The organism is Acinetobacter sp. YH12219 (assembly GCF_013417875.1).
Taxonomy (GTDB): Bacteria; Pseudomonadota; Gammaproteobacteria; order Pseudomonadales; family Moraxellaceae; genus Acinetobacter; species Acinetobacter amyesii.
The window spans coordinates 19,811-43,351 of the sequence record NZ_VPDC01000005.1; the positions used below are offsets into that span (position 1 = coordinate 19,811).

A 23,541-nucleotide genomic window follows, 5' to 3' on the forward strand; every position below is an offset into this window, starting at 1 on the left:
TTTAGTTGATCATGGTGAATAAAATGGATATTTTTACGCCATAAGACACAATTTGTCGCAGAGTGTTAGATCATCCCCTTGTATAGGGGACACCTGCGACATAGCATAAGAACCCAATAAAGAACGAACAATTTAGGATTACAGGTTGTTATGACAAGCCTTGCGCATCATGCGACAGAAAACCGTTCCGTAGCAGAATTTACCGAACAAGCATATCTCAACTACGCCATGTACGTGATTATGGATCGTGCATTGCCACATATCAGTGATGGTCTAAAACCCGTTCAGCGTCGTATCGTCTATGCGATGAGTGAACTCGGGTTAAAGCCAACGGGTAAGCCAAAAAAATCTGCACGTACGGTTGGTGATGTACTGGGTAAATACCATCCTCACGGTGACTTAGCTTGTTATGAAGCCATGGTCCTCATGGCGCAGCCGTTTAGTTATCGCTATCCATTTATTGAAGGTCAGGGAAACTGGGGCTCACCAGATGATCCGAAATCCTTCGCAGCGATGCGATATACCGAAGCAAAACTGTCTGCTTATAGTGATTTATTATTGTCTGAGTTAGGACAAGGAACCTGTGATTGGCAGGATAACTTTGATGGTTCGATGAAAGAGCCAGTGAATTTACCGGCACGTGTTCCAAATATTTTACTCAACGGCACAACGGGTATTGCTGTGGGTATGGCAACGGATATTCCACCGCATAACTTACGTGAAGTGGTGAAGGGCACCATCGCCTTAATTCGCAATCCTAATTTAACCGATGAAAAAGTCGCAGAATATATTCCTGCACCTGATTTGCCGACACGTGCGGAAATTATTACCTCTCCAGAAGAATTACTTAAAATTCAAACCACGGGTCGCGGTAGTTATCGAACTCGTGCAGTGTACAGCATTGAGAAAAATGAAATTGTGATTACGGAGTTACCGTATCAGGTTTCAGGCTCGAAAGTGATCACGCAGATTGCAGATCAAATGCAGGCGAAGAAGTTGCCATTGGTCACGGACTTACGTGATGAGTCAGATCATAAAAACCCAACACGTTTAGTGATTGTCCTGCGCTCAAACCGTATTGATGCTGAATCGGTGATGAGTCATCTATTTGCAACCACTGACTTAGAGTCGAGCTATCGTGTCAATATGAACATGATTGGCGCTGACGGTCGTCCGCAAGTGAAATCGATCCGCCGTATTTTGTTGGAATGGATTGAAATCCGTAAAAATACCGTAACACGTCGTTTGACTTATCATCTGAATAAAATTGAAAAACGGTTACATATACTTGCAGGCTTGATTATTGCCTATCTGAATATTGATGAAGTGATTCGTATTATTCGAGAAGAAGATCAGCCTAAACCGGTGTTGATGACGCATTTTAATATCGATGAAATTCAAGCCGAAGCGATTTTAGAACTCAAGTTACGTCATTTGGCAAAACTTGAAGAAATGGAAATGCGCCGTGAACAAGAAGAATTGGAAGCCAAAGCTGCCATTATTCGTGAACAATTGGCGAATCCTGAATCATTAAAAGCATTGATCATTAATGAACTTAAAGAAGATGCGAAGAAATTTGGTGATGACCGCCGTTCTCCAATTGTGAAACGTGCAGAAGCCCATGCGATTAATGAACAAGATATGCTTCCTGCAGATCCTGTAACTGTGGTGTTGTCTGAAGCGGGTTGGATTCGCTCGGCGAAAGGGCATGAAGTCGATGCTGAGAACTTAAATTTCCGTGCAGGTGACCAATATCTCAGCCATGCCCAAGGTAAATCGAATCAACGTGTGTATGTATTAGATGATGCCGGTCGAAGCTATGCTTTGGGCATCAATACCTTGCCATCCGCGCGTGGTTTAGGTGAGCCTCTGAGTTCTAAACTTGCACCTGCAAGTGGGGTCGGCTTTAAACAAGTGTTTATTGCTGAAGATGAAACAGAAGTCTTGGCGATGAGTAGTAAAGGCTATGGCTTTAAAACCCAAGCCAAAAACCTCGATACCAATGCAAAAGCGGGTAAAGCCTTCCTTAGTTTATCTGAAGGCGCGGCGGTCATGAATTTAACAGCGATTGAGAATGCAACACATCTTGCACTCCTCAGTTCTGCGGGTCGTTTGCTGTTGGTTGAACTTGATGAATTACCAGTATTGAATAAGGGTAAAGGTAATAAATTGATACAACTTGAGGCAAAAGATCAAATTGTATCCATGACAACTTTGAATTTAGATGAAATAATTCAAGTGCTTGCAGGAAATCAACAATTAAAGCTTAAAGGCGACGATCTGCAAAAATATGTGGGTAAACGTGCATCGAAAGGCGTGTTGTTACCACGTGGATATCAAAAAGCAAATAAACTGTTCATTCAAAGATAATACTAGCATCCATGGAACGAAATACGTTATATATGCTGTTATTCGTGAAATGGATGCAATATTAAGCACAAACAAGTTAAATAATGACCGCTTAATATTGAAAAAAAACAGTTGGATTACTAAGGATTACGACAGGAGAATTGGGCGTTATGGAAAAGATTTGGTTCGCTGAATACCAAAAGACAGGGATTCCAGAAACTGTAGAATTACCCGCAGAAAATACCTCATTGGTCGATATTTTTGAGCGTAATTTCCAGAAGTTTGGCTCAAGAGATGCCTTTATCTTTATGGATAAAGTCTTAACTTTTAAAGAACTTGATGAAGCTAGCCGTAAATTTGCAACTTATTTGCAAAGTTTAGGTTTGGCCAAAGGTTCACGCGTTGCAGTCATGATGCCGAACGTTCTTCAATATCCTGTTGTCGCATTGGGTGTATTCCGTGCTGGCCTGGTATTGGTCAACGTGAATCCACTGTATACCTCTCGTGAACTTGAGCATCAATTGAATGACTCTGGAACAGAAGCTCTTGTTATTATTGAAAACTTTGCATCTGTTTACCAAGCGATTATTGGTAAAACCCCAGTAAAACACGTGATCGTGGCATCTGTGGGTGACATGCTTGGTACGCTGAAAGGTACATTGGTTAACTTTGTATTACGTTCAGTACGTAAACAAATTCCAGCTTGGAACATTCCAGGTCATATTCGCTTTAATGCAGCAATGTCTAAAGTGAGTGCAAACAATTACAAACGTCCAAACTTAACTTTAAGTGATACTGCTGTACTTCAGTATACCGGTGGTACAACTGGCGTATCTAAAGGCGCAGAATTGACCCATCGTAACCTTGTGTCAAACATGTTGCAGTGTGATGGTATTTTCCAAAGTAAATTTGGTCAGCAAGATGGTCAGCCAGATGATCGTATCTTCTGTGCATTACCGCTGTATCACATCTTTGCATTTATGGTGTGTGCACTTTACGGTATGTACAAAGGTCAGGCAAACGTATTGATTCCTAACCCGCGTGACCTACCTGCGGTAATGAAAGAATTACGTAAATACCAACCTTCATTCTTCCCAGCAGTGAACACATTGTTCAATGCTTTGGTGAACAATGAAGAGTTCAAGCAACTTGACCACAGTAAGCTAAAAATGGCGATGGGTGGTGGTATGGCAGTGCTTCCTTCGACTGCAGAAGCGTGGAAGAAAGTTACAGGTACCAATATTATCGAAGGTTATGGTTTATCAGAAACCTCACCTGTTGCAACCGCAAACCCTCCAGCATCAATGGAATTCAGCGGTACGATTGGTATTCCATTGCCACTGACTGAAGTTGCTATTTTAGATGATGATGGCAATGAAGTTGCTCAAGGTGAGCAAGGTGAAATTTCGATTCGTGGTCCTCAAGTCATGAAAGGCTATTGGAACCGTCCAGATGAAACTGCCAAAGTAATGACGGCGGACGGTTTCTTCCGTACAGGTGACATTGGTGTCATGGATCCACGCGGTTATGTGAAGATTGTAGACCGTAAAAAAGACATGATTTTGGTGTCTGGCTTCAACGTTTATCCTTCTGAAATTGAAGAAGTTGTTGCAAAACATCCAAAAGTACTAGAAGTTGCTGCGATTGGTGTTCCTGATGAAAAATCAGGTGAAGTACCTAAATTATTCGTTGTGAAAAAAGATCCATCTTTAACAACTGAAGAAGTTTTGGCATTCGCAAAAGAAAACTTAACTGGCTATAAGCGTCCACGTTATGTTGAATTTATGGATGAATTACCAAAATCGAACGTCGGTAAAATTCTACGTAAAGATTTGCGTAAAACAGCATAATACGATGCATAAAAAAGCGCCTTCGGGCGCTTTTTTTATCGCTTTAAATTTAGTTCATTAAAGCTTGCCTTTATTCATCGACCAGCGATCAAAGTAGCGACGTCCTACACCAAAAACACCTAAGAAAATAAACATCGCGCCGAACTGACGACTAAAGCCAGATTGGTTATAGCTGCCATAGGTTAAAATATTGTCGACTAAACAATATAGTGCAATGACAATGACCCAATGCCAAAGGGGAAGTTGCTTGATGGAAACTGCATAGAATGCAATCCACATGATGACAAAGCTGAAAACAGTCGACCAGACATTTAAGTTGGCGCAGATCACAGCTAGTAAAAATGCAGTCACAGGAATGACGATTTTTAAGACACGATCGACGCGAAGCTGATGGCGTTTTTGCTCTTCAAGAACTTCAAATAATTGATCTCGATCAGAAGTGCTCATAGAGGATCCTTTCATCTGCCGATTATAAAAACACTATATTTAACAAAAATTATTCACGAAATGCCATGGTATTATAGCAGCCATAAAAATCTTCCTGAGAAAAAACACATGCACAGCATCAGTGGGATCATCTATCTCATTTTGGCCGCTTGTTTATTGCCATATGTATTTACATTTATTGCGAAACGAGCTGCAGGCTTTAAGTCGAGTGATAATCAAAATCCACGTGAAGTTTTAGCGCGCTCTACAGGATTGGCGAGCCGCGCACATGCAGTGCAGCAAAATAGTTTTGAAAGTTTACCTTTATTTATTGCGGCTATTCTAATGGCTGAATACATGGTGATTCATCAACAATACATCATGACCTTTGGGATTGCCTATCTCGTTTTACGCGTTATTTATGGGCTATGTTATTTAGCGAATTGGGCAACTTTACGTTCAATCATTTGGACCTTGTCGATGTTATGCCCAATTTGCCTGATGTTATTGGTCATTAAATTAAGCTAAATGTTCAGCTTGATGATTAAATTATCAGCATGATCGCTAAAATCACAAAAAAAGCGATAAAACCGTTATAATTGTGCCGGATTAAAAGATTTAACTTGTTTAAAGAGTGATGCTATGAGCTACAGCAATATCCCAGCGGGTAAAGATGCACCAAACGACATCTATGTCATTATTGAAATTCCTGCAAATGCAGCACCAATCAAATACGAAATCGATAAAGATTCTGATGCGTTATTTGTAGACCGTTTCATGGGTACTGCAATGTTCTACCCAGCGAACTATGGTTATGTTCCAAATACATTATCTTTGGATGGTGACCCACTAGACGTACTTGTGGTTACTCCACATCCAGTAGAGCCAGGTTCTGTAATTCGTTGCCGTCCTGTTGGTAAATTGAACATGGAAGATGACGGTGGTGTTGACGCAAAACTGGTTGCCGTTCCACACGACAAATTGACTCCGCTTTATAAAGATGTTCAAGAATATACCGATCTTCCTGCATTATTGATCAATCAAATTGAACATTTCTTCCAACACTACAAAGACTTAGAGCCTGGTAAATGGGTTAAGTTAAGTGGTTGGGAAGGTGCTGATGTTGCGAAACAAGAAGTACTGAGCTCAATTGAAGCTTACCAAGCTGCGAACAAATAATATTGTTTTAAGCTGAGCATCGCTTTTATATGAAAACGATGCTCATAAAAAAAACCTGCACAGTGTGCAGGTTTTTTTTCGCTATCTTAGAGTAGCTGCGAAATTAAAATAATTTCACAGGGATGTCTAAGAATAAACGCCATTCGTTTGTATCACCGATATAGTTACCAGCTTGGTAGTTATCACTTGCGCGGTAGTAAGAATGACGTACACGTAAGCTTGCTTCCTTAGCAAAACCAGATTGAACAGTATATTTCACTTGGTTAAAGAATTCGCGCTCTTGACCTTCTTTTGCTGAATTGTTGACTTTAATATCCCAGCCATAAACGAATGCAGAAGTCCAGTTCAAGCCTGGCACACCATAATCAGTAAAGTTTAAGTTATATTGAACTTGTGCCGATTTTTCATGGTTCCCCACAAAGTCAGATAAGTATGAGTTAGCTACATAGATTGACTGTGCGCCATCAGCATTTTCGCCATAGTCATAACCAGTGTTGCCTGTATTTTGTTGGTAAGCCAGCATGACTGAGTGAGCGCCTTGGTTTAATGTACCTGCAAGAGACCAGATGCTATTGCTGCGGCCGTCAACATTTTTATTACCAATTGTTGAAGAATAAGTTCCAGCTTGCTCGTCCCATTCAGTATGGTAGCCATTGAAGTCTACATTTAAAGAGCGTTTTTCAGCTAAAGGCAATGTGTAGTTTGCATTGATGTAGTGACGTTCAAGCGCATCTTCACTGTCTAAGCCATAGTAAGATGCATTAAGCTGATCGTTAAATTTGTACTTTGCACCCCAAACGATTGCATTATCTAGATGACGGCCATCAGTATTGATTTGATCTGAATATTGATTCTCTGTGAATTTACCAGCAATAACTTCTAGATTTTCAATTTCACGGCTTTTCGCAAGAACACCAGTGAAATATTCTGGAACCATACGTGCTGTATTAGACGCAAGTACAGGAAGATCTAGAACTTGGGTACCGTATTCAACAGTTGTATTTGATACTCGTGCTTTAACGCTAGCTCCGCCACGCGCCCAATGGTTATAGGCGTCTACATCACCATTTGCATCTTTAGCTCCGCCGTTATGAAGCGGAATCATGCCATTGCCAGCATTATCATTGCTGCCTAATTTGAATGAAGCATCGCCAGTAACATTGGCACCAAAACCGATAATACCTTTTGTAAAACCAGATTCAAGTTTTACAATCGCAGACTGAGCAGCTGAGCTGGTATCTGTTACTCGTTTTACTGCACCAGTATCATTGTCAATGTAATTGGTTTTGTCACGGTTGATGTAACCTGTACGGAATAATACAGAGCCTTCGGCATCTTCCACAAAGCCTTTAGATTCGCTTTGTTCGCTAGCAAAAGCAGTAGAAATAAGAGCAGCGTTTACTAATACTGCAAGTGTTAGTTGTTGAGCTTTAAGCATTGGGAGAGAGCCTCATGCAAATTTGGTTAATATGTAGTGCGATTGTATATTTTTTCTTAAAAAAATCACTATTTTTAATGCGCTTATTACACTAAAGTTAGAAAACATTCAGATCATCGGTCAATCTGTAATAAGCAAATGTTTCGTATGTTATTGTTGTTTAACAAATAGTTTATTTAAATTGAATATATATTAAGCTAAAGAGAAGTTTCTTCATTGCTTATCATAAAAAAATATAAAAAAAAGTAAAAACTTTCATTTAACTTGCTGATTTATCATTACTCTTCGCGACAATTTGTGCTGAATTTAAATTGGTATTTTGATCAAAAAGTATAAAAACTGCTGAGGTGCATGGCATCAATGTTCAGGCACAGTAAGCACTGTTGGCGTGTTTTTTTGTAAATAGAGAATGACTTTTAGCGAAGTCGTCAGAAATGTTTTCCTTAAAATCTAGCTCAATAAAAGATGATAATAATCGTGATAAATACATATAAATTAAAACATTAAATCATTGTTAAAGACTGGAACACGATAAAAGATATTTTATGAATCAAAAGCTTATTTTTTACTATTTTATATAATCTTACCTTTGTTTTTAAATGATTTAATTTATCAAAATAAGAAAAAAGGGGCTATACAGTGCGGTAAAATCGATTAAAATCGGCGCTAAATTTTACTCAACCCAATCCACGATCGATCCGATGTGGGGACTAAACATGATTCAATTTTATAAAATAGCAATTTTAAGTATTTTAGTGACCCTAGGTACAATCCCTGCATTTGCAGAACAAACTGAACAAGCCACAACTGCACAAGGGAATTGGTCTGGAAGTTTGGGCGTGGTAAACAAATATGTGTACCGTGCGAGTGAAGAAAATGATCAAGCTGCATTACAAGCCGGACTTGAATATGCACACAACAGTGGGCTGTTCGCGGGCTATTGGGGGTCTACACTCAACTATGACCCTACGGACGACAGTCAGTCACATGGTTTTGAACATGATTTCTATGTTGGATATGGACGTGAACTGAATGAAGATTGGAGCTATAAGTCACAAGTGATGGCTTATGTCTATCAAGGTGGCGGTTCAGTGTATAACGATGACCGCTCTGAAAAGCGTCGCACAACGGGCGTCGAATTTATTCAGGACATAAGTTATAAAGATTTAACTGCAAGCATGGCTGTATTGTTGTCTGATGTTAATTATGGCAACGCAGGAGATGTATATCTGAATGCTGCTTATAGCTATGCATTACCTTATGATGTTTCATTAAATTCATCGCTTGGTGTTTCTGTTTTTAATGACAGTCGTGATGATAGCCTATTAACAACCACAGAAGATGTGGTGTTCACTGAAGCACGTTTAGGCTTGAGTAAACCGATTGCGGATACTGGATTTGAAATTGCTGCTGACTATGTATGGGGCGGTAAAGATCGTGAAGGCGAGGAATTAGACGATAACGTTGTGGTTGGATTGACCTATTCTTTCTAACATTAACGAGTTGATCGTATTCGGTCATATTTTTGAAAGTGCACAATGGTGATTGTGCACTTTTTTTATGCATTTTTGAGATCGGTGTTGAAAAAATATACTCAAAAAAGCGCATTTTTAAAATCCTGTTACAACTATCAACCTAAGGATTTTAATAATCTGAATAGTTGACAATCTGCATTCTAAAAAAAAATTTAGAGAAAAATAGTTAAATAGAGTAATTAAAAAATAACAAATAAAAACAGTATCTTATATGTTTTATGAAAGCCAAAATCGTGACCTTTATAAAAAAAATATGTGTATATTTTTAAACATGGCACAGCGCTTGCTAATACCTCATTGAGTTCAACGAAATAACCAAAAAATACGTCGTCGCACGATGTGGGGGAACAAACCATGAAATTTGCACTTAAAGCTTTATCAATCGCTGTACTTGGAGCAGCATCGACGTTTACATTTGCTGAAGCACCTGCTTCAGAGCATTCTGTATCTGGAAATATCGGCGTACTGTCTAGCTATAATTTACGTGGTATTACCAATGTGCCTGAAAATAAAGATGCGACAATCCAAGGTGGTTTGGATTATAGCCATGCATCAGGCTTCTATGCGGGTTGGTGGGGTTCAACATTAAACTATGGTGATGACCTACCGAATGGTTTTGAAAATGATTTTTATGCGGGCTATAACGGTTCAATTAATGATGATCTTGGTTACACAGCAGGTCTAACTTACTACTATTACTATGATATTGATACAAGTGATGCAAACGGTTTAGAAACAATGCTTGGGCTAAGCTATAAAGATTTTGGCTTAACAGCGCAAACTTTGCTTGAAGATGTTTCATGGGGTAATGCAGGTGATACTTATATCAAAGCATCATATAGCTATGCACTTCCTAAAGACTTCAGTCTAGATACCGCGCTTGGTTTATATGCATATCAAGATTCAGGTGATTTTGAAGATATTTTAGGAACAACAGAAAGCTTTGGTTTCCGTCACTTTGATATTGGTCTAAGCAAGCCTTTAGCAGATACAGGTGTTACCGCAAGCATGAATTACACAGTTGGTGGTTATGACCGTGCGGATGAAAAACAAAAGAATAAAGTCGTATTTGGTTTGAAATACGAATTCTAATTTTAAAGAGCATTAAAAATGGCGACCTTAGGTCGCCATTTTTTTAAGCATTGAGTTGGCTTCGATAGGACAGTGCTTCAGAAACGTGTTGAGCTTGAATGTGTTCACTTTGAGCCAAGTCGGCAATGGTTCTGGCAACACGTAACACCCGATGATAGGCACGCGCAGATAAATTCATTCTCTGCTGGGCTAACTGTAAAATATTCTGTGCAGTAGCATCCAAAACTGCTTGTTGCTCCAATTGCGTAGGCGTGAGTGCCATATTGGATTTTTGCTGACGCTCTATTTGTAATTCATAGGCACGAATGACACGTTGCCTAACTGTACTTGAGCTTTCAACCTCTTGCGAACTTTGTAATTCATGTGCTGCTAGTGGCGGGACATCTATATGTAAATCAATACGATCTAATAATGGACCTGAAATACGGTTTTGATAGCGTTTAATACTTTCAGCACTACATTGACAGCGGCTGTCTTGATTAAAGGCATAGCCACATGGGCAAGGATTCATTGCCGCGATCAATTGAAAATTTGCGGGGAAGGTGATTTGACGAGAAGCCCGTGAAATCACAATTTCTTTGGATTCGAGTGGTTGCCGTAATACCTCCAATACCTTTCGATCAAATTCAGGCAGCTCATCTAAAAATAAAACCCCTAAATGTGCCAAGGTGATTTCACCCGGTTTAGGATTTGATCCTCCACCGACGAGGGCGATCGCAGACGCAGTATGGTGCGGCGCACGAAATGGACGCTGCCCAAAATGATGATTTGCACCTGCAATGGAATAAATACTCGCGACTTGCAAATTTTCTTGCATATCTAAGGGCGGAAGAATGCTGGCTAAACGCGAGGCGAGTAGAGTTTTACCTGTGCCTGGAGGGCCACGAAATAGCAGGGAATGACCGCCAGCCGCCGCAATTTCTAAAGCACGACGTGGTCTGAGTTGACCTTTCACATCAGATAAATCAAAGGGATAACTGTGTTGATTGGCTGACGATGTCGAGGGGTGGCTGCTGATTAAGGCTGAACGACTCAAATGTTCACATACATCCTTAAGATGCTGAGCAGGAAAGACTTGGAACTCCGGCAGTTGCGCCGCTTCATCGGCATTGAGTGCCGGTAGAATCAGATGATGCCCGATATGCTGACAGGCAATGGCTATACTTAAGATGCCACTGACAGGTCGTAAATAACCATCAAGTGCCAATTCTCCAATAAATTCAAAACCATCTGCTGCATTTTCAGGAAGTTGTCCCGACGCGATCAGAATCCCTAAAGCAATGGCGAGATCTAAACGTGAACCATCTTTCGGTAAATCTGCGGGTGCAAGATTAATGGTCAGACGTTTGGTCGGGAACTGAAAGCCACTATTAATAATCGCAGAGCGGACACGGTCTTTACTTTCACGGACAGCGGCCTCAGGTAGGCCCACAATGGTCAATGAAGGTAGGCCTTGGCTCACATGAACTTCAACTTCAATTTGGGGTGCATTTAAGCCGAGCAAACCCCGAGTATAGATTTTGGCAAAAGACATATTATTGTTCCGTTATGGTGCATTATTTTTAATCGTTATGCGTCTTTTGTTGCACTAAAAAGGTGCTTATTTTTTGTTCTGAATTTTTTGTTCGAGTTCTTCGACGTGTTTCAACAATTCATTTAAACGTAAATTGGCATTATTCAGTGCAGTACGTTGGCGTTCGATTTCTTCTTTAGATACGAGATCCATTTTGCTCACAGCTTCGTTAAGTAAGCTGCGAAGATTATGTTCGACGTCTTTTTTCGGCTGATCGATTTGTTCTAATATCGCTTGTAATAAGGTTTCAATCATTGTTTAGACCATCCTCAGTGAATTGGTTGCAGCAGTTTAACATCGCCACATTCATGACCATAGTGCTTTCATTTAAATATGCGTTTAATCGATCAGTAAAATCGTAATTCTTCTAGTAAAAACGTCTATTTTTATAAGCATACGCAAGATTATCCGTATAAAATAGGTTATAAAGAAATCTCATGCTGGGCTGACTATTTTCCCCCGACTGTAGTCATATTGGCATGAAAATTGAACATAAAACCTTACAGGTGAAATAAGCCGAAGGAAAACAAAACATGAAGCTCGTAACTGCAATTGTAAAACCTTTTAAATTAGATGACGTGCGTGAAGCACTCTCTGAAAATGGTGTTCAAGGGATCACTGTCACTGAAGTTAAAGGCTTCGGTCGCCAGAAAGGTCACACTGAACTTTATCGTGGTGCTGAATATGTGGTTGATTTCTTACCAAAAGTAAAAATCGAAATCGCAATCAGTGATGAAATGGTCGATACCGTAATTGAATCAATTACTCGTGTTGCAAGCACAGGAAAAATTGGCGACGGTAAAATTTTTGTAAGCAATCTGGAACAAGTCATCCGTATCCGTACTGGTGAAACAGGTGCAGATGCCGTTTAAAAAATTGGCATGAAGTTTGCTGAGTAGCTAATAACTCAGAAAATCAGGTCGGGGGATACGAATGAAAAAAATGCTAATTGCACTCGGCTTGTCCAGTGCACTTTTAGGTGGTTCTGTTGCGTGGGCTGAAGAAAGCGCAACAGCACCTACAGAAGAAGTCACAGTAGTTGATACTGCAAATACAACAACGCTAAATACAACAGAAGCTGCAGTTCCAGTTGAAGCAGCGCCAGCACCTGCAGAACCAGCACCTACAGAAGAAGAACCTAAGCTCGATACAGGTGATACAGCATGGATTTTAGTATCCACTGCACTTGTTCTACTTATGACAATTCCCGGTTTAGCATTGTTTTACGGCGGTATGGTCCGTAAGAAAAATGTACTCAGCACCATGGCACACAGTTTTGTTGCTGCGGGTGTCGTGAGTTTAACGTGGGTGATTGTGGGTTATACCTTAGCATTTGGTGAAGGCAATGCCTTTATCGGTAGCTTAGACAAATTTATGTTGTCGGGTATCACTACAGAAGCGTTGACGGGTACGATTCCAGAGATTCTTTTTGTTATTTTCCAAATGACATTTGCCATTATTACCGTTGCCATTATTAGTGGTTCGATTGCAGAACGTATGAAATTCGGTGCTTTTGTTGCGTTCATCGCAATTTGGAGTGTCGTGGTTTATGCACCAATTACTCACTGGGTATGGGGCGGTGGTTGGTTAGGTAACGACGGTGCGCTTGATTTTGCGGGTGGTACAGTAGTTCACATCAACTCGGGTGTTGCGGGTCTCGTTGCAGCGTACATGCTTGGTAAACGTATGGGGCTTGGCCGTGAATCTATGGCGCCACATAACCTAACTTTAACCGTCATCGGTGCAAGCCTTGTATGGGTAGGTTGGTTTGGTTTCAACGGTGGTTCTGCACTGGGTGCAAATGGTTCGGCTGGTTATGCATTGGTGGTAACACAAGTTGCAGCAGCGGCAGCAGCAGTGGCATGGTTAATTACTGAAAAAGTGGTTCGTGGTAAAGCGTCTGTTTTGGGTGGTGCTTCTGGTGCAGTAGCAGGTCTTGTGGTGATTACACCTGCGGCAGGTTTCGTAACAGTTGGTGGTGCTTTAGCGATGGGTCTGATCGGTGGTGTGGTTTGCTTCTGGGGGATTACTGCGCTGAAACGTGCGTTGAAAGCGGATGACTCTTTGGATGCGTTTGGTCTACATGGTGTCGGTGGTATCGTGGGTGCGATCCTTACAGCATTCTTTGCCAGCGAATTCATCATGGGTGATAAAGCACCGAGCGACTTAATGCATCAATTATGGGTTCAAGTCGAAGGCGTACTAGCGACTATTGCTTACTCAGCAGTGATGACATTCATTATCTTGAAAGTGATTGATCTAGTGATTGGCATCCGTGTTGAAGCTGATGACGAACGTATGGGTCTAGACTTAAGTCAACATGGTGAACGTGTAGAATAATAAGATCACAGTAAATCAATATATTGTGTAAAACAGCCCGAAAGGGCTGTTTTTTTTCCATATCTAGCGTAAAGCTCTACAAATTTCAAAATTTTTGCTACACTCTAAATCCATTCGGATTTGTTCAATTTAACCGCTATGCATTGTCCATTTTGCAACGCTGAAGACAGTAAAGTGATTGACTCACGTCTTGCTGCTGAAGGCTGTCAGATACGCCGCCGCCGTGAATGTATTAGTTGCGGTGAACGTTTTACAACTTTTGAAAGCTATGAAGTGGTGATGCCGCGTGTCATCAAGTCTGATTCAAAGAGTGAACCTTTTGATGAAGCCAAGCTCCGCCGCTCGCTCATGCATGCCTTGCAAAAGCGTCCAGTAACGCAAGAGCAAATTGAAACGGTACTCAGTGATATTCAATTGCAAATTCGCCGTTTGGGTGAACGTGACGTGAAATCACGCACCATTGGTGAAATTGTCATGCAGTCTTTGTTTGCTTTAGATCATGTGGCTTATGTACGTTTTGCTTCTGTGTATCAAGACTTCCAAGATGTAGAAGCTTTTCGTCGTCAAATTGAACAAATGCAGCAGCGTGAGCACTAATGCACATCTGCTTCCATTTTTATCATGAGTGATTACATGTCTGAGTTAGATCAAGTGCCTTTGCAGCAGCATCAACAGTGGATGCGGCGTGCAATTGCATTGGCACAGCAGGGGCAATACAGCACTCGTCCCAATCCCAATGTGGGCTGTGTAATTGTCAAAGACGGTCAATTGGTTGGTGAAGGCTTTCATCCCAAAGCGGGTCAGCCGCATGCCGAAGTCTTTGCAATGCGTGATGCAGGTGAGGCCGCACGTGGCGCAACTGCTTATGTGACTTTAGAGCCTTGCGCACACTATGGACGTACGCCACCTTGTGCCAAAGGTTTGGTGGAAGCAGGTGTTGCTCAAGTCGTTGTAGCATGTCCCGATCCGAATCCATTGGTTGCGGGTAAAGGTGTACAAATCCTACGTGATGCTGGCATTGAAGTGATCACAGGTATTTGTGAAGCAGAAGCGCATCAATTGAACTTGGGCTTTTTAAAAGCCATGGCGACGGGCATGCCTTATGTCCGGCTCAAAGTCGCATCGAGCCTGGATGGGCGTACTGCCATGGCCTCGGGTGAGTCTAAGTGGATAACCGGTTCGATGGCGCGACAAGATGTACAGCATTGGCGTGCGGTATCAGGTGCCGTAATCACTGGGATTGAAACGGTATTAGCCGACGATTGCTTACTCAACGTACGTCAGCTCGATGACGCTGTTGACATGCGTAACGTGGTTCAGCCGAAACGTATCGTGCTAGATCGCCAAGGCCGCTTGCCATTAAGCGCAAAAATATTGCAGCAACCTGAAACCGTGATGGTCATGGGGCCATATCGTCAGGAACTTGCTGACTTGGGCGTGGTACAATTTGAAATTCAGCCTTTGGCCGATCTGTTAGCAGCATGCGTTCAACAGTTCCAAATTTATGATGTACTTGTGGAAGCCGGTGCGACACTTTCGACCGCTTTCTTACAAGAACATTTGATCGATGAAATGATCAGTTATGTTGCACCGACCTTGTTGGGTCAGTCAGCACGTGCGATGTTTAATGCGGACTTTGACCGCATGGCAGAGCAGCTTCGATTTAAGCTGAAAGATGTCACTCAATTGGGTGATGACATTCGCTTAAGGTTAATCCCTTCTCAAGAGACGCTATGAATTCAGAGTCTACGGTTTATCACAAACGTCGTCATGCGGCTCGTACCACAGACGAATATCTTTTCCATCAGTTGGTTCCTTATTTGGGAAACAAACGCCGTCTATTACATCTGATTTTAGAAGCACTTGAGCAAACGGGAACCTTAAAACGCGAAGATGGTCGTGCGCCGATATTTGCTGACTTTTTTGCAGGTTCGGGTGTGGTGTCACGGTTGGCACGTCAAAACGGCTATCGTGTTATTGCCAATGACTGGGAACCTTACAGTCATGCCTTGAACAGCGCGATTCTCTCTTGCGTTGAAGCACCAGCGTTTAAAGAGTTGGGTGGCTATCAGAAAGCGATTGATTATCTGAACCGTTTGCCAGAAGTTAAAGGTTGGGTGACCCATAACTTGTGTCCACGTAATGATGAAATCTACGATCCGGCACGTGACCGTTTATTCTTTAAACGCCGTAACGGTATGCGTATCGATGCGATTCGTCAGCAAATTGCAACTTGGCAAGCTCAAGGCGCAATTGATGATGTGGAAATGAGTGCTTTATTAGCGCCGTTATTGTATTCAGCAAGTTTTGTCAGCAATACCAGCGGTGTATTCAAAAGTTTCCATCATGGTTGGGGCGGTAAAACCCAAGCAGCCTTAGATCGTATCGGCTCATTGTTATGGCTGACTCCAAGTCGTTTTTGTGAAATTGGTGATCCGAAAAAACCCGCCGCTGAAATGTGGTGTGTCGACGCACAGCATTTGGCCAATCAAATGAGCGGCTTTGAAGTAGATGTGGCTTATCTCGATCCACCATATAACCAACATGCTTATAGCAGTAACTACCATGTGTTGAATGCCTTAACGTTATGGGATCAGGTGGATTTACCAACGCCAGATACCAAAGGCTTTAAGAGCGGAATCGACCGTGCATGGCGTAAAGAACGTCCAAGTCCATATAATTCTTCGAAGCATGCGAAAGAAGCTTATGAAAAATTATTAGAAACCATCAATGCACGTTACATCCTGACGAGCTATTCAACCGATGGTAATATCAGCGCCACAGATTTGTTACAAGCCAATTTAAAACGTGGCCGAGTAAGCTTATTGACGCAAGATGTACCACGTTACCGCGTGAGTAAGCAGCGTCAGTCTGAACGTGCACGCGTACTAGAGTTTATTGTCATCACGGATACGCATGCCAAATCAGGTCCACCGATCCGTCAGTTGTTGAGTCAATTGCACCATTTTGCAGAATTGGGTGGTGTCGATACCTCTGGTGTGAGTACGCAACTTGATTTGTGGTAAAAATCATCGCCCCATATTTTTCAGGGATTGAACATGTTTACAGGCATTATTGAAAGTCTAGGTAAAGTTGAAAGCATTCAAAACGTGGGTGGCGATGTCCGCTTGCGTATCCAGACAGATTTAGACATGTCGGATGTGCATTTGGGGGATTCTATTGCCACCAATGGCATTTGCTTAACCGTGATCGACTTTGGCAGTAATTGGTATGCAGCCGATGTATCACGTGAAAGTTTAAATCGTACCACCTTGGAACACTGGAAAGCAGGGCAGGCGGTGAATGTGGAAAAAGCCATGTTGCCGACTACGCGTTTTGGTGGACATATTGTCAGTGGTCATGTCGATGCAGTGGGTGAAATCACTCAAGTTCGTTCAGATGCGCGTTCTATTTATTTTGAAGTGACCGCACCGAAAGAAATTGCACGCTATTTAGCGGAAAAAGGCTCTGTGACCGTGGATGGTATTAGCCTGACGATTAACCATTTACGAGGTAATGTGCTGAGCTTAAATTTAATTCCGCACACGGCTGAACGAACCAATATCGGTACGTGGAAGGCTGGGGCTAAAGTGAACTTGGAAGTGGATGTTTTAGCACGTTATATTGAGCGTTTATTGCTTGGTGATAAAGCCGCTGAGACCACAGAGCAATCAAAAATTAGCTTAGATTTTCTCGCTGAAAATGGCTTCTTGAAATAAGTTGATACCGAAGAAAACCAAACAGTCTGATTGAAAAATTAGACTGTTTTTTTATTTTTGGTGATAATGCGTCGCGGAATGACATATATGATGAATAATCAGACAGGTGATAATGATTGATTTCTTACTGAATCTGGAACAGTGGTTACCCATGTTATTGGAAAATTATGGTGTGTGGATTTATGCCATTTTATTTCTGGTGATATTTTCAGAAACGGGTTCAGTATTTATGTTCTTCCTGCCGGGAGACAGCCTTTTGCTTGCCATCGGCGCATTATGCTCAACAACGGAAGTGGTGCATTTACACACCATGGGGCTGATGTTATTTGTCGCATCGGTCTTGGGCTACTGCGTCAATTACTATACGGGCAGCGTGTTAGGCATTAAGTACTTTAATAAGCACACACGTTACTTTAAGCCCGAATATATGGTCAAAACCAATAAATATTTTATGAAGCATGGTGGTAAAACGATTTTAGTCGCACGCTTTGTACCCTTTGTACGTTCTTTTGCGCCTTTTGCTGCTGGATCTGCACGCATGAACCTTGGCACATTTATGTTCTATAACGTGCTAGGTGGTTTCATCTGGATTGGATTATTACTCGGTATCGGTTATTTCCTAGGACATACCGTTTCTGCAGTTGCAGATTTGGTCTAAGCCAAACTTAAACATAAAAAAAGCCCACAGTTGTGGGCTTTTTTTATGGAGTAGATGACAATTTAGTGTTTTGTAACGGTCACTACATCAAGGGTTTGAAAAATCGAGCTGTGGGGCGGTTGCTGAATGCTAAAACCACCTTTTTCTGATTCACGGCTGAGATAAACCGAAATACTGTGAAAGTCTGAATGACTCAGCCAAAGATCTTTGGCACGAATGTCCCATTGTTCTCCAGCAGATAGAGAGGATATTTTCTGGGTAATCTGGTGAATGATGTCCATATTGAATTCCCATCTGGATGCATGATTATATTTTTAGGATGCCTGAAGCATTGTGTTCTGAGGGACAATGCTTCAGCCATATGAACATCATGTTGCAAATACATGTCAGTTTAATGACAGTGACCAGACTTCGATGGACGGCTTAAGATGCTTGGGACGATGTAGATTCTGTCGAAAAATTGGAGTTTTCTAAGATATAGTCAATTTCTTCTTGTGCGGCAGCTTTCAATTTTGCACGGAAATCACTGACTGCCATTTCGATTTGCGTTTCTGCCTCAAGTTCCAAACGCACGCGTACACTTTCAAGTTCTGACAACATTTGTCCTTCGCTGACCGATAAGCTTTGGCTTAATCCCGCTAAACCCGTTTCAGGGTTTTTATGATAGCGAGCGGCATAGTGTTGTACTTCACGATTAAGATTATGCTGCATCATGGTGAGCGCTTGCGTTTGTGCAGCAAAGCGTAACTCTTCGTCACGTTTCAGTTGTTCTGCATAGGCTTGTTCAGCTTCACGTTTTTCTTCTAAGGCTTTTTCTAAAGCCAGTTGTTTACGTATACGAGCATCTTCTATCAACTGTGCTTTTAAATCTGCATAGGCAGACTCAATTTTGTCAAAAGACACTTGCTGCTGCTGTTGGTCATTGACCAGCCATTGTTGAATGTCTGTACTGGGATTGAGTACATCGCAAACGCGACCAAGGTCATCAATAAAGGTCTGACGAATAGCTTCAGGTACTTTTAACCAGCGCTGTTTAAAGTCTGGACCGACATTCAATGCCATGGTGCATCTCCTTGCAAATAGGGTAAAACCAATATCACGTTAAAGTTTATGGGTCTGCGGTTGAACGCCCAAACGTCGATATTGTTTATATTTTTCACGCCCGATAATTTTAGCGGGTTCATTATTTTCAATAATTTCGATAATGTGACTAAAACTTGCGAACTGTTCAAGTGCTTGATCGTTAAAATTAAACACAATCCAGTCGGCTTGCTCAGGCAATTGGGCAGAAATACAGACCGTTGCCTCGGGTTGATCGATACCATGGGGAATGAAACCTGTGTGATCGAAACTCCACAGGCGTTCATCAAGTTGTTGCTGTAAGTCTGGGTCAGCACAATGTAGCCAAATACGTACAGGCTGACGCAGGATCTTACGGCATAAACGACAAGTGCTTTCGACTTGTCGTTCAGGACTTTTTTCAAATAAATAAAAGCTAACTTTAGCCATTCGCTTGAGCACGATTCGCTAGGAATTGCATTAATAATGGCACAGGACGACCTGTTGCGCCTTTATTTGCACCTGAGTTCCATGCAGTACCCGCAATGTCTAAATGCGCCCAACGATATTCACGCGTGAAGCGTTGAAGGAAACATGCAGCGGTCACAGAACCTGCTTTTGGACCACCAATGTTGGCAATATCTGCAAATGGAGAATCAAGTTGTTCTTGATAATCTTCAATCACGGGCATACGCCATACGCGGTCAAAGCTGTGTTGACCCGCAGCAGTCAATTCAGCCGCAAGTTCATCATCCGGAGTGAACATACCGGTAAGGACTGAACCTAATGCCACAACACATGCACCAGTGAGGGTTGCAATATCAATCACCAGTGCAGGGTTAAAGCGTTTTACATAGGTCAAGGTATCGCACAGAACCAAACGACCTTCGGCATCGGTATTTAAAATTTCAACGGTTTGACCGCTCATGGTTGTCACGATGTCACCCGGGCGAGTGGCATGACCAGACGGCATGTTTTCTGCAGCAGCAATTGCGCCGACAACATGAATTGGTAATTTCGCTTCACACAGCGCACGGATGGTACCCAAAACTGATGCAGAACCGCACATGTCGAATTTCATTTCGTCCATGCCCGCACCTGGTTTAAGTGAGATACCACCAGTATCAAAAGTCACGCCTTTACCAACAAGCACTACAGGGGCTTCTTCACGATTTGAAAGGTATTCGATGGTAATAATACGGCCTGGACGGTCAGAACCTTTGCTCACAGCAAGGAAAGCACCCATACCGAGATCAGCCATTTGCTGTTCATCGAGTACAGTCACTTTGAGTTGATCTGGGAATTCAGCTGCAAGTGCTTGAGCTTGTTCAGCTAAATATTCAGGGAAACAGATATTGCCCGGACGGTTACCTAAGTCACGAGTAAAACTTTGACCTGATTGCACTGCAGAAATTAAGTCAAGCTGTGCAGTGGTTAATGGACTTTCAGCAGCGATTAAATGGATCTGCTCCAAAACAAATTCATTTTTCTTTGATTTGTATTCATCAAATGCATAAGCCGCTTGGGTCAGGCTAAGTGCAAATAAATAATGTTGTTCTTGTGGTAGGGCAGAGATATCGACACTGATCTGTTTGAATTTTTTTTGTGACGCTTTAATAATAGTTTGTGCAATTTTTGCAAATTTATTGACTTGTAATTCAGCAACTTTGCCGAGGCCTAAAAGAGCGCTATTGCGACAAGCGGCAATGTTCGCCACCAAAGGCAGGCTTTCATTAAGTGCTGCTTTAAATTGAGTTGCTTCAATTAAATTATCTAAATCATTGATTTGATATGAAGTAGCTGCATTTGTAACGTGCTCAGAATCTACTAATATCAACAAATATTGGCTGGACGCATTCGCTTGGAATGACGTATTAATAGAAAGTTTCATGTGCGGTATTTATGCCTTTTTAAATTTATAAACCATTAAACCATTGAAACATTTATATGAATAGAGTTTCAATGAGCAACAAGGGTATAGGTTTTATATTTTCTACATTCGGGTAAACTAACGCTAGTTTTTATTGGCCCTATTTTTGGAAGAATTAATTTGATTATTCGGCGTTATCTGGTCAAGCAAGTGGTGTCGACATCACTGGTTGTGATTGCCTTATTGACCTTGATCATGATGGGTGGTCGTTTGATCAAGTACTTTGGTGTCGCGGCGCAGGGTCGTTTAGATGCAAGTATTTTATTTAGCATCATTGGCTACCGTTTGCCTGAGTTTTTAACTTTAATTCTTCCGCTCGGTTTCTTTATCGGTCTGATGTTGGTCTTTGGTCGTCTGTATGTCGATCATGAAATGGCTGTGCTTAATGGTAGTGGTGTCAGTCGAAATCAATTGTCACGTTTATTGGTGCCGATGACTGTGGTCTTTATGGCTGTTCAAGCATTTTTGATGCTGTGGGCATCGCCTTGGGGCATCCGTCAGTTTGAAGCATTAACGACTTCGCAAGCGGTACGAACAGGCTTTGACTTGGTTCGACCAAAAGAGTTTATTTCCTCTGGGCCCTATACCATTTATGCAGGGGACTTGTCAGAAGACCGTAAAAACTTAAAAGATATTTTCTTTTATCAGCGTGCAGAAAAGGAGGGTAAGCCTGATGTCATTATTTTGGCAAAAGAAGCGACCCGCGTCGAAGTGCCCGATGATAATGCCAATGTGGTTGACTTAGTTGAAGGCCGCCGTTACGAAATCTATCCGGGGCAACCGCGTTATTCTCAAGCTGAATTCCAAAGTTATCGTTTACGTTTAGAAAATGATAAAGAAGCAAAATTTGAAAGTACCGAAGTAGAAGCTTTACCAACCTCGAAGTTATGGGATAACCGCCATGATCCTGTGGTTGCCAGCGAACTCGGTTGGCGAATCTTTGTGCCGTTCGCTATTTTGGTGGCGTTATTGCTTGCCACTGCTTTGTCTGAGGTAAGCCCTCGTCAAGGGCGTTACCTGAAATTGTTCCCAGCCTTACTTATTTTTGCCAGTTTAATTGTGGCTTTAATGGCGATCAAAACGCGGATCAGTAAAGATGAAATGGGCATCTGGACTTATCCACTGGTCTTAGTGATTTACGGCATTGCAGCGGCATTGTTCTCGCGTAAACAAAAATTAGCGCCCAAAATTAAGAAACAAATTCAGCGAGTGAGGTCTTAAAATGTTGGCACGTCGTATAGTTGCAAAACATGTGACCAAAACTACTGCTTTAGCCATGCTTGGTGCGACAGCGGTATTGGCTGGCTTACAAGTGCTTTTTACTTATTTAGGTGAATTGGGCTCGCTGAAAGAAGGTTATAACGCATGGAATGCTTTGCAGTATGTGTTATGGAGTTCACCGAATTATTTATATGAAATTTTACCGATTTCAGCCTTGATTGGCGCGGTACTGGGTTTAGGTACTCTAGCTTCAAATAGTGAATTAATTGTGATGCGTTCGGTCGGCATCAGCCTTTGGCGGATTGTGGGCTGGGTGATTCGTTCGGCACTCATTTTGGTGGTTTTATCCTTTGCATTAAGCGAATGGGTCATTCCCTATACCAATGAACAAGCCAAAAGCGTCAAAAGTCACCGCACTGTGGCTGAACTGGGCGAAGTCAAAGGCTATTGGTCACGTGAAGGCCAGCGCTTTATTTATATTGACTATGCCAATTCACAAGGTCAAATTAAAGATGTTCAGGTTGTTGATTTTGATGAAAAATATCGTTTGCGAGGCACTTTGGATGCAGAGCAAGGGAATTTTGTCAAAAATGGCTCTTGGACATTGCAAAATTCAACCCAAGTCGATCTCTTAGCGACGGGTGATGCCGTGGCGAAGCAAAATGCTGAACAGCCGCTTTCATTGGCCTTGCAACCTAAATATGTGCATATGGTTACCATTGACCCTGAAGACCTATCACCCAGTCAATTGGTGAGCTTTATGAGTTATATGCATGAATATAGCCAAGTCCCGAAAACTTACCAATTGGCGTTTTGGCAAAAGTTTGGTTCGCCCTTTGCTTTAATTGCCTTAGTGGTGATTGCGTGTTCATTTATTTTTGGACCTTTACGTCAACAGTCGATGGGTTTCCGCTTGGTGATTGCCTTATTTGCTGGACTGGGCTTTTACTACTTACAAGATTTTTTGGGTTATGCAAGTTTGGTGTACGCTCCATCGCCTGCATGGTTCGTCTTTATACCAATTATTTTGATGTTTGTAGCGGGTGGTTATTTGCTGCACCGCGCACGTTAAGTGCATGCAAGATTGAGTAAAACAATGTTGATGACCTAGATAAACCATGGTTGTCACATAGAGTCTTCACCGAAAATTCGGTAAGATAGTATGATTAATT

The 23,541-nt window shown here is 41.9% G+C and carries 23 protein-coding genes; 15 read left to right on the top strand and 8 right to left on the bottom strand.

Translation table 11 applies throughout. From position 1 onward, the window contains the following. The first annotated feature begins 150 nt into the window (after positions 1-150). Positions 151-2,370: a DNA topoisomerase IV subunit A gene (gene parC / locus FTV04_RS04530; protein WP_180005204.1), complete on the top strand. Its 2,220-nt coding sequence runs from the start codon at positions 151-153 to the stop codon at positions 2,368-2,370. Between the two features lie 149 nt (positions 2,371-2,519). Continuing rightward, positions 2,520-4,199, top strand: a complete 1,680-nt coding sequence (locus tag FTV04_RS04535; RefSeq protein ID WP_180008091.1) for a long-chain-fatty-acid--CoA ligase — start codon at positions 2,520-2,522, stop codon at positions 4,197-4,199. 57 nt (positions 4,200-4,256) lie between these two features. Here the strand turns inward: FTV04_RS04535 and FTV04_RS04540 are convergent, their stop codons facing one another. Then, positions 4,257-4,646, bottom strand: a complete 390-nt coding sequence (locus FTV04_RS04540; protein WP_180088837.1) for a hypothetical protein — start codon at positions 4,644-4,646, stop codon at positions 4,257-4,259. 108 nt (positions 4,647-4,754) lie between these two features. On the opposite strand from FTV04_RS04540, the gene FTV04_RS04545 reads away from it, so the two are divergent. Both FTV04_RS04545 and ppa read left to right on the top strand, forming a co-directional pair. Then, positions 4,755-5,153, top strand: coding sequence for an MAPEG family protein (locus FTV04_RS04545; RefSeq protein ID WP_078189470.1), 399 nt, complete (start codon positions 4,755-4,757; stop codon positions 5,151-5,153). Between the two features lie 114 nt (positions 5,154-5,267). Then, positions 5,268-5,804: an inorganic diphosphatase gene (gene ppa, locus FTV04_RS04550; protein ID WP_168378239.1), complete on the top strand. Its 537-nt coding sequence runs from the start codon at positions 5,268-5,270 to the stop codon at positions 5,802-5,804. Between the two features lie 103 nt (positions 5,805-5,907). On the opposite strand, the gene FTV04_RS04555 is transcribed toward ppa, so the two are convergent. Further along, the gene (locus FTV04_RS04555; protein ID WP_180088839.1) at positions 5,908-7,242 is read right to left on the bottom strand and encodes an OprD family outer membrane porin; all 1,335 of its coding nucleotides are present in this window, start codon (positions 7,240-7,242) and stop codon (positions 5,908-5,910) included. A gap of 716 nt (positions 7,243-7,958) precedes the next feature. On the opposite strand from FTV04_RS04555, the gene FTV04_RS04560 reads away from it, so the two are divergent. Together FTV04_RS04560 and FTV04_RS04565 are read left to right on the top strand one after the other, a co-directional pair. Then, a complete protein-coding gene (locus tag FTV04_RS04560) occupies positions 7,959-8,735 on the top strand; it encodes a TorF family putative porin (protein ID WP_180088841.1) in 777 nt (258 codons plus the stop codon). Positions 8,736-9,131: 396 nt separating this feature from the next. Continuing rightward, a complete protein-coding gene (locus tag FTV04_RS04565) occupies positions 9,132-9,869 on the top strand; it encodes a TorF family putative porin (RefSeq protein ID WP_180088843.1) in 738 nt (245 codons plus the stop codon). Positions 9,870-9,912: 43 nt separating this feature from the next. Here FTV04_RS04565 and FTV04_RS04570 read toward each other — a convergent pair whose 3' ends face one another. Continuing rightward, complete coding sequence (locus FTV04_RS04570) at positions 9,913-11,403, bottom strand: YifB family Mg chelatase-like AAA ATPase (protein WP_180088845.1); 1,491 nt, start codon at positions 11,401-11,403, stop codon at positions 9,913-9,915. 66 nt (positions 11,404-11,469) lie between these two features. Further along, a complete protein-coding gene (locus tag FTV04_RS04575; protein ID WP_078189551.1) occupies positions 11,470-11,697 on the bottom strand; it encodes an accessory factor UbiK family protein in 228 nt (75 codons plus the stop codon). A 278-nt stretch (positions 11,698-11,975) separates the two neighbouring features. Between FTV04_RS04575 and glnK the strand changes: the two genes are divergently transcribed. From glnK to FTV04_RS04610, 7 genes are all read left to right on the top strand, one after another. Then, complete coding sequence (glnK, locus tag FTV04_RS04580; protein WP_067763174.1) at positions 11,976-12,314, top strand: P-II family nitrogen regulator; 339 nt, start codon at positions 11,976-11,978, stop codon at positions 12,312-12,314. 61 nt (positions 12,315-12,375) lie between these two features. Next, a complete protein-coding gene (locus tag FTV04_RS04585) occupies positions 12,376-13,782 on the top strand; it encodes an ammonium transporter (protein WP_180004703.1) in 1,407 nt (468 codons plus the stop codon). A gap of 138 nt (positions 13,783-13,920) precedes the next feature. Further along, the gene (nrdR, locus tag FTV04_RS04590) at positions 13,921-14,379 is read left to right on the top strand and encodes a transcriptional regulator NrdR (protein WP_067763170.1); all 459 of its coding nucleotides are present in this window, start codon (positions 13,921-13,923) and stop codon (positions 14,377-14,379) included. A gap of 36 nt (positions 14,380-14,415) precedes the next feature. Continuing rightward, positions 14,416-15,519, top strand: a complete 1,104-nt coding sequence (gene ribD, locus FTV04_RS04595) for a bifunctional diaminohydroxyphosphoribosylaminopyrimidine deaminase/5-amino-6-(5-phosphoribosylamino)uracil reductase RibD (RefSeq protein ID WP_180088847.1) — start codon at positions 14,416-14,418, stop codon at positions 15,517-15,519. After that, positions 15,516-16,808, top strand: a complete 1,293-nt coding sequence (locus FTV04_RS04600; RefSeq protein WP_078189462.1) for a DNA adenine methylase — start codon at positions 15,516-15,518, stop codon at positions 16,806-16,808. The genes ribD and FTV04_RS04600 overlap by 4 nt, the downstream gene beginning before the upstream one ends. Positions 16,809-16,841: 33 nt before the next feature. Further along, entirely contained in the window at positions 16,842-17,501 is a 660-nt protein-coding gene (locus FTV04_RS04605; RefSeq protein ID WP_180008069.1) for a riboflavin synthase, read from the top strand. A gap of 112 nt (positions 17,502-17,613) precedes the next feature. Then, positions 17,614-18,159, top strand: coding sequence for a VTT domain-containing protein (locus FTV04_RS04610; protein WP_111884846.1), 546 nt, complete (start codon positions 17,614-17,616; stop codon positions 18,157-18,159). A 62-nt stretch (positions 18,160-18,221) separates the two neighbouring features. On the opposite strand, the gene FTV04_RS04615 is transcribed toward FTV04_RS04610, so the two are convergent. From FTV04_RS04615 to FTV04_RS04630, 4 genes are all read right to left on the bottom strand, one after another. Next, positions 18,222-18,440, bottom strand: coding sequence for a hypothetical protein (locus tag FTV04_RS04615; protein WP_078192596.1), 219 nt, complete (start codon positions 18,438-18,440; stop codon positions 18,222-18,224). A 142-nt stretch (positions 18,441-18,582) separates the two neighbouring features. Continuing rightward, entirely contained in the window at positions 18,583-19,221 is a 639-nt protein-coding gene (locus FTV04_RS04620) for a hypothetical protein (RefSeq protein ID WP_180008068.1), read from the bottom strand. 39 nt (positions 19,222-19,260) lie between these two features. Next, positions 19,261-19,668 (bottom strand): DNA polymerase III subunit chi, encoded by a 408-nt coding sequence (locus FTV04_RS04625; RefSeq protein WP_078192594.1) that lies wholly within the window; start codon positions 19,666-19,668, stop codon positions 19,261-19,263. Then, complete coding sequence (locus tag FTV04_RS04630; protein WP_078189456.1) at positions 19,661-21,109, bottom strand: leucyl aminopeptidase; 1,449 nt, start codon at positions 21,107-21,109, stop codon at positions 19,661-19,663. Before FTV04_RS04630 ends, FTV04_RS04625 begins: the two co-directional genes overlap by 8 nt. 159 nt (positions 21,110-21,268) lie before the next feature. Between FTV04_RS04630 and lptF the strand changes: the two genes are divergently transcribed. Together lptF and lptG are read left to right on the top strand one after the other, a co-directional pair. Continuing rightward, on the top strand, positions 21,269-22,369 hold the full coding sequence (gene lptF, locus FTV04_RS04635) for an LPS export ABC transporter permease LptF (RefSeq protein ID WP_180062770.1): 1,101 nt from the start codon (positions 21,269-21,271) through the stop codon (positions 22,367-22,369). A 1-nt stretch (position 22,370) separates the two neighbouring features. Then, positions 22,371-23,441, top strand: a complete 1,071-nt coding sequence (gene lptG, locus FTV04_RS04640) for an LPS export ABC transporter permease LptG (protein ID WP_180062771.1) — start codon at positions 22,371-22,373, stop codon at positions 23,439-23,441. The last annotated feature ends 100 nt before the right edge of the window (positions 23,442-23,541 follow it).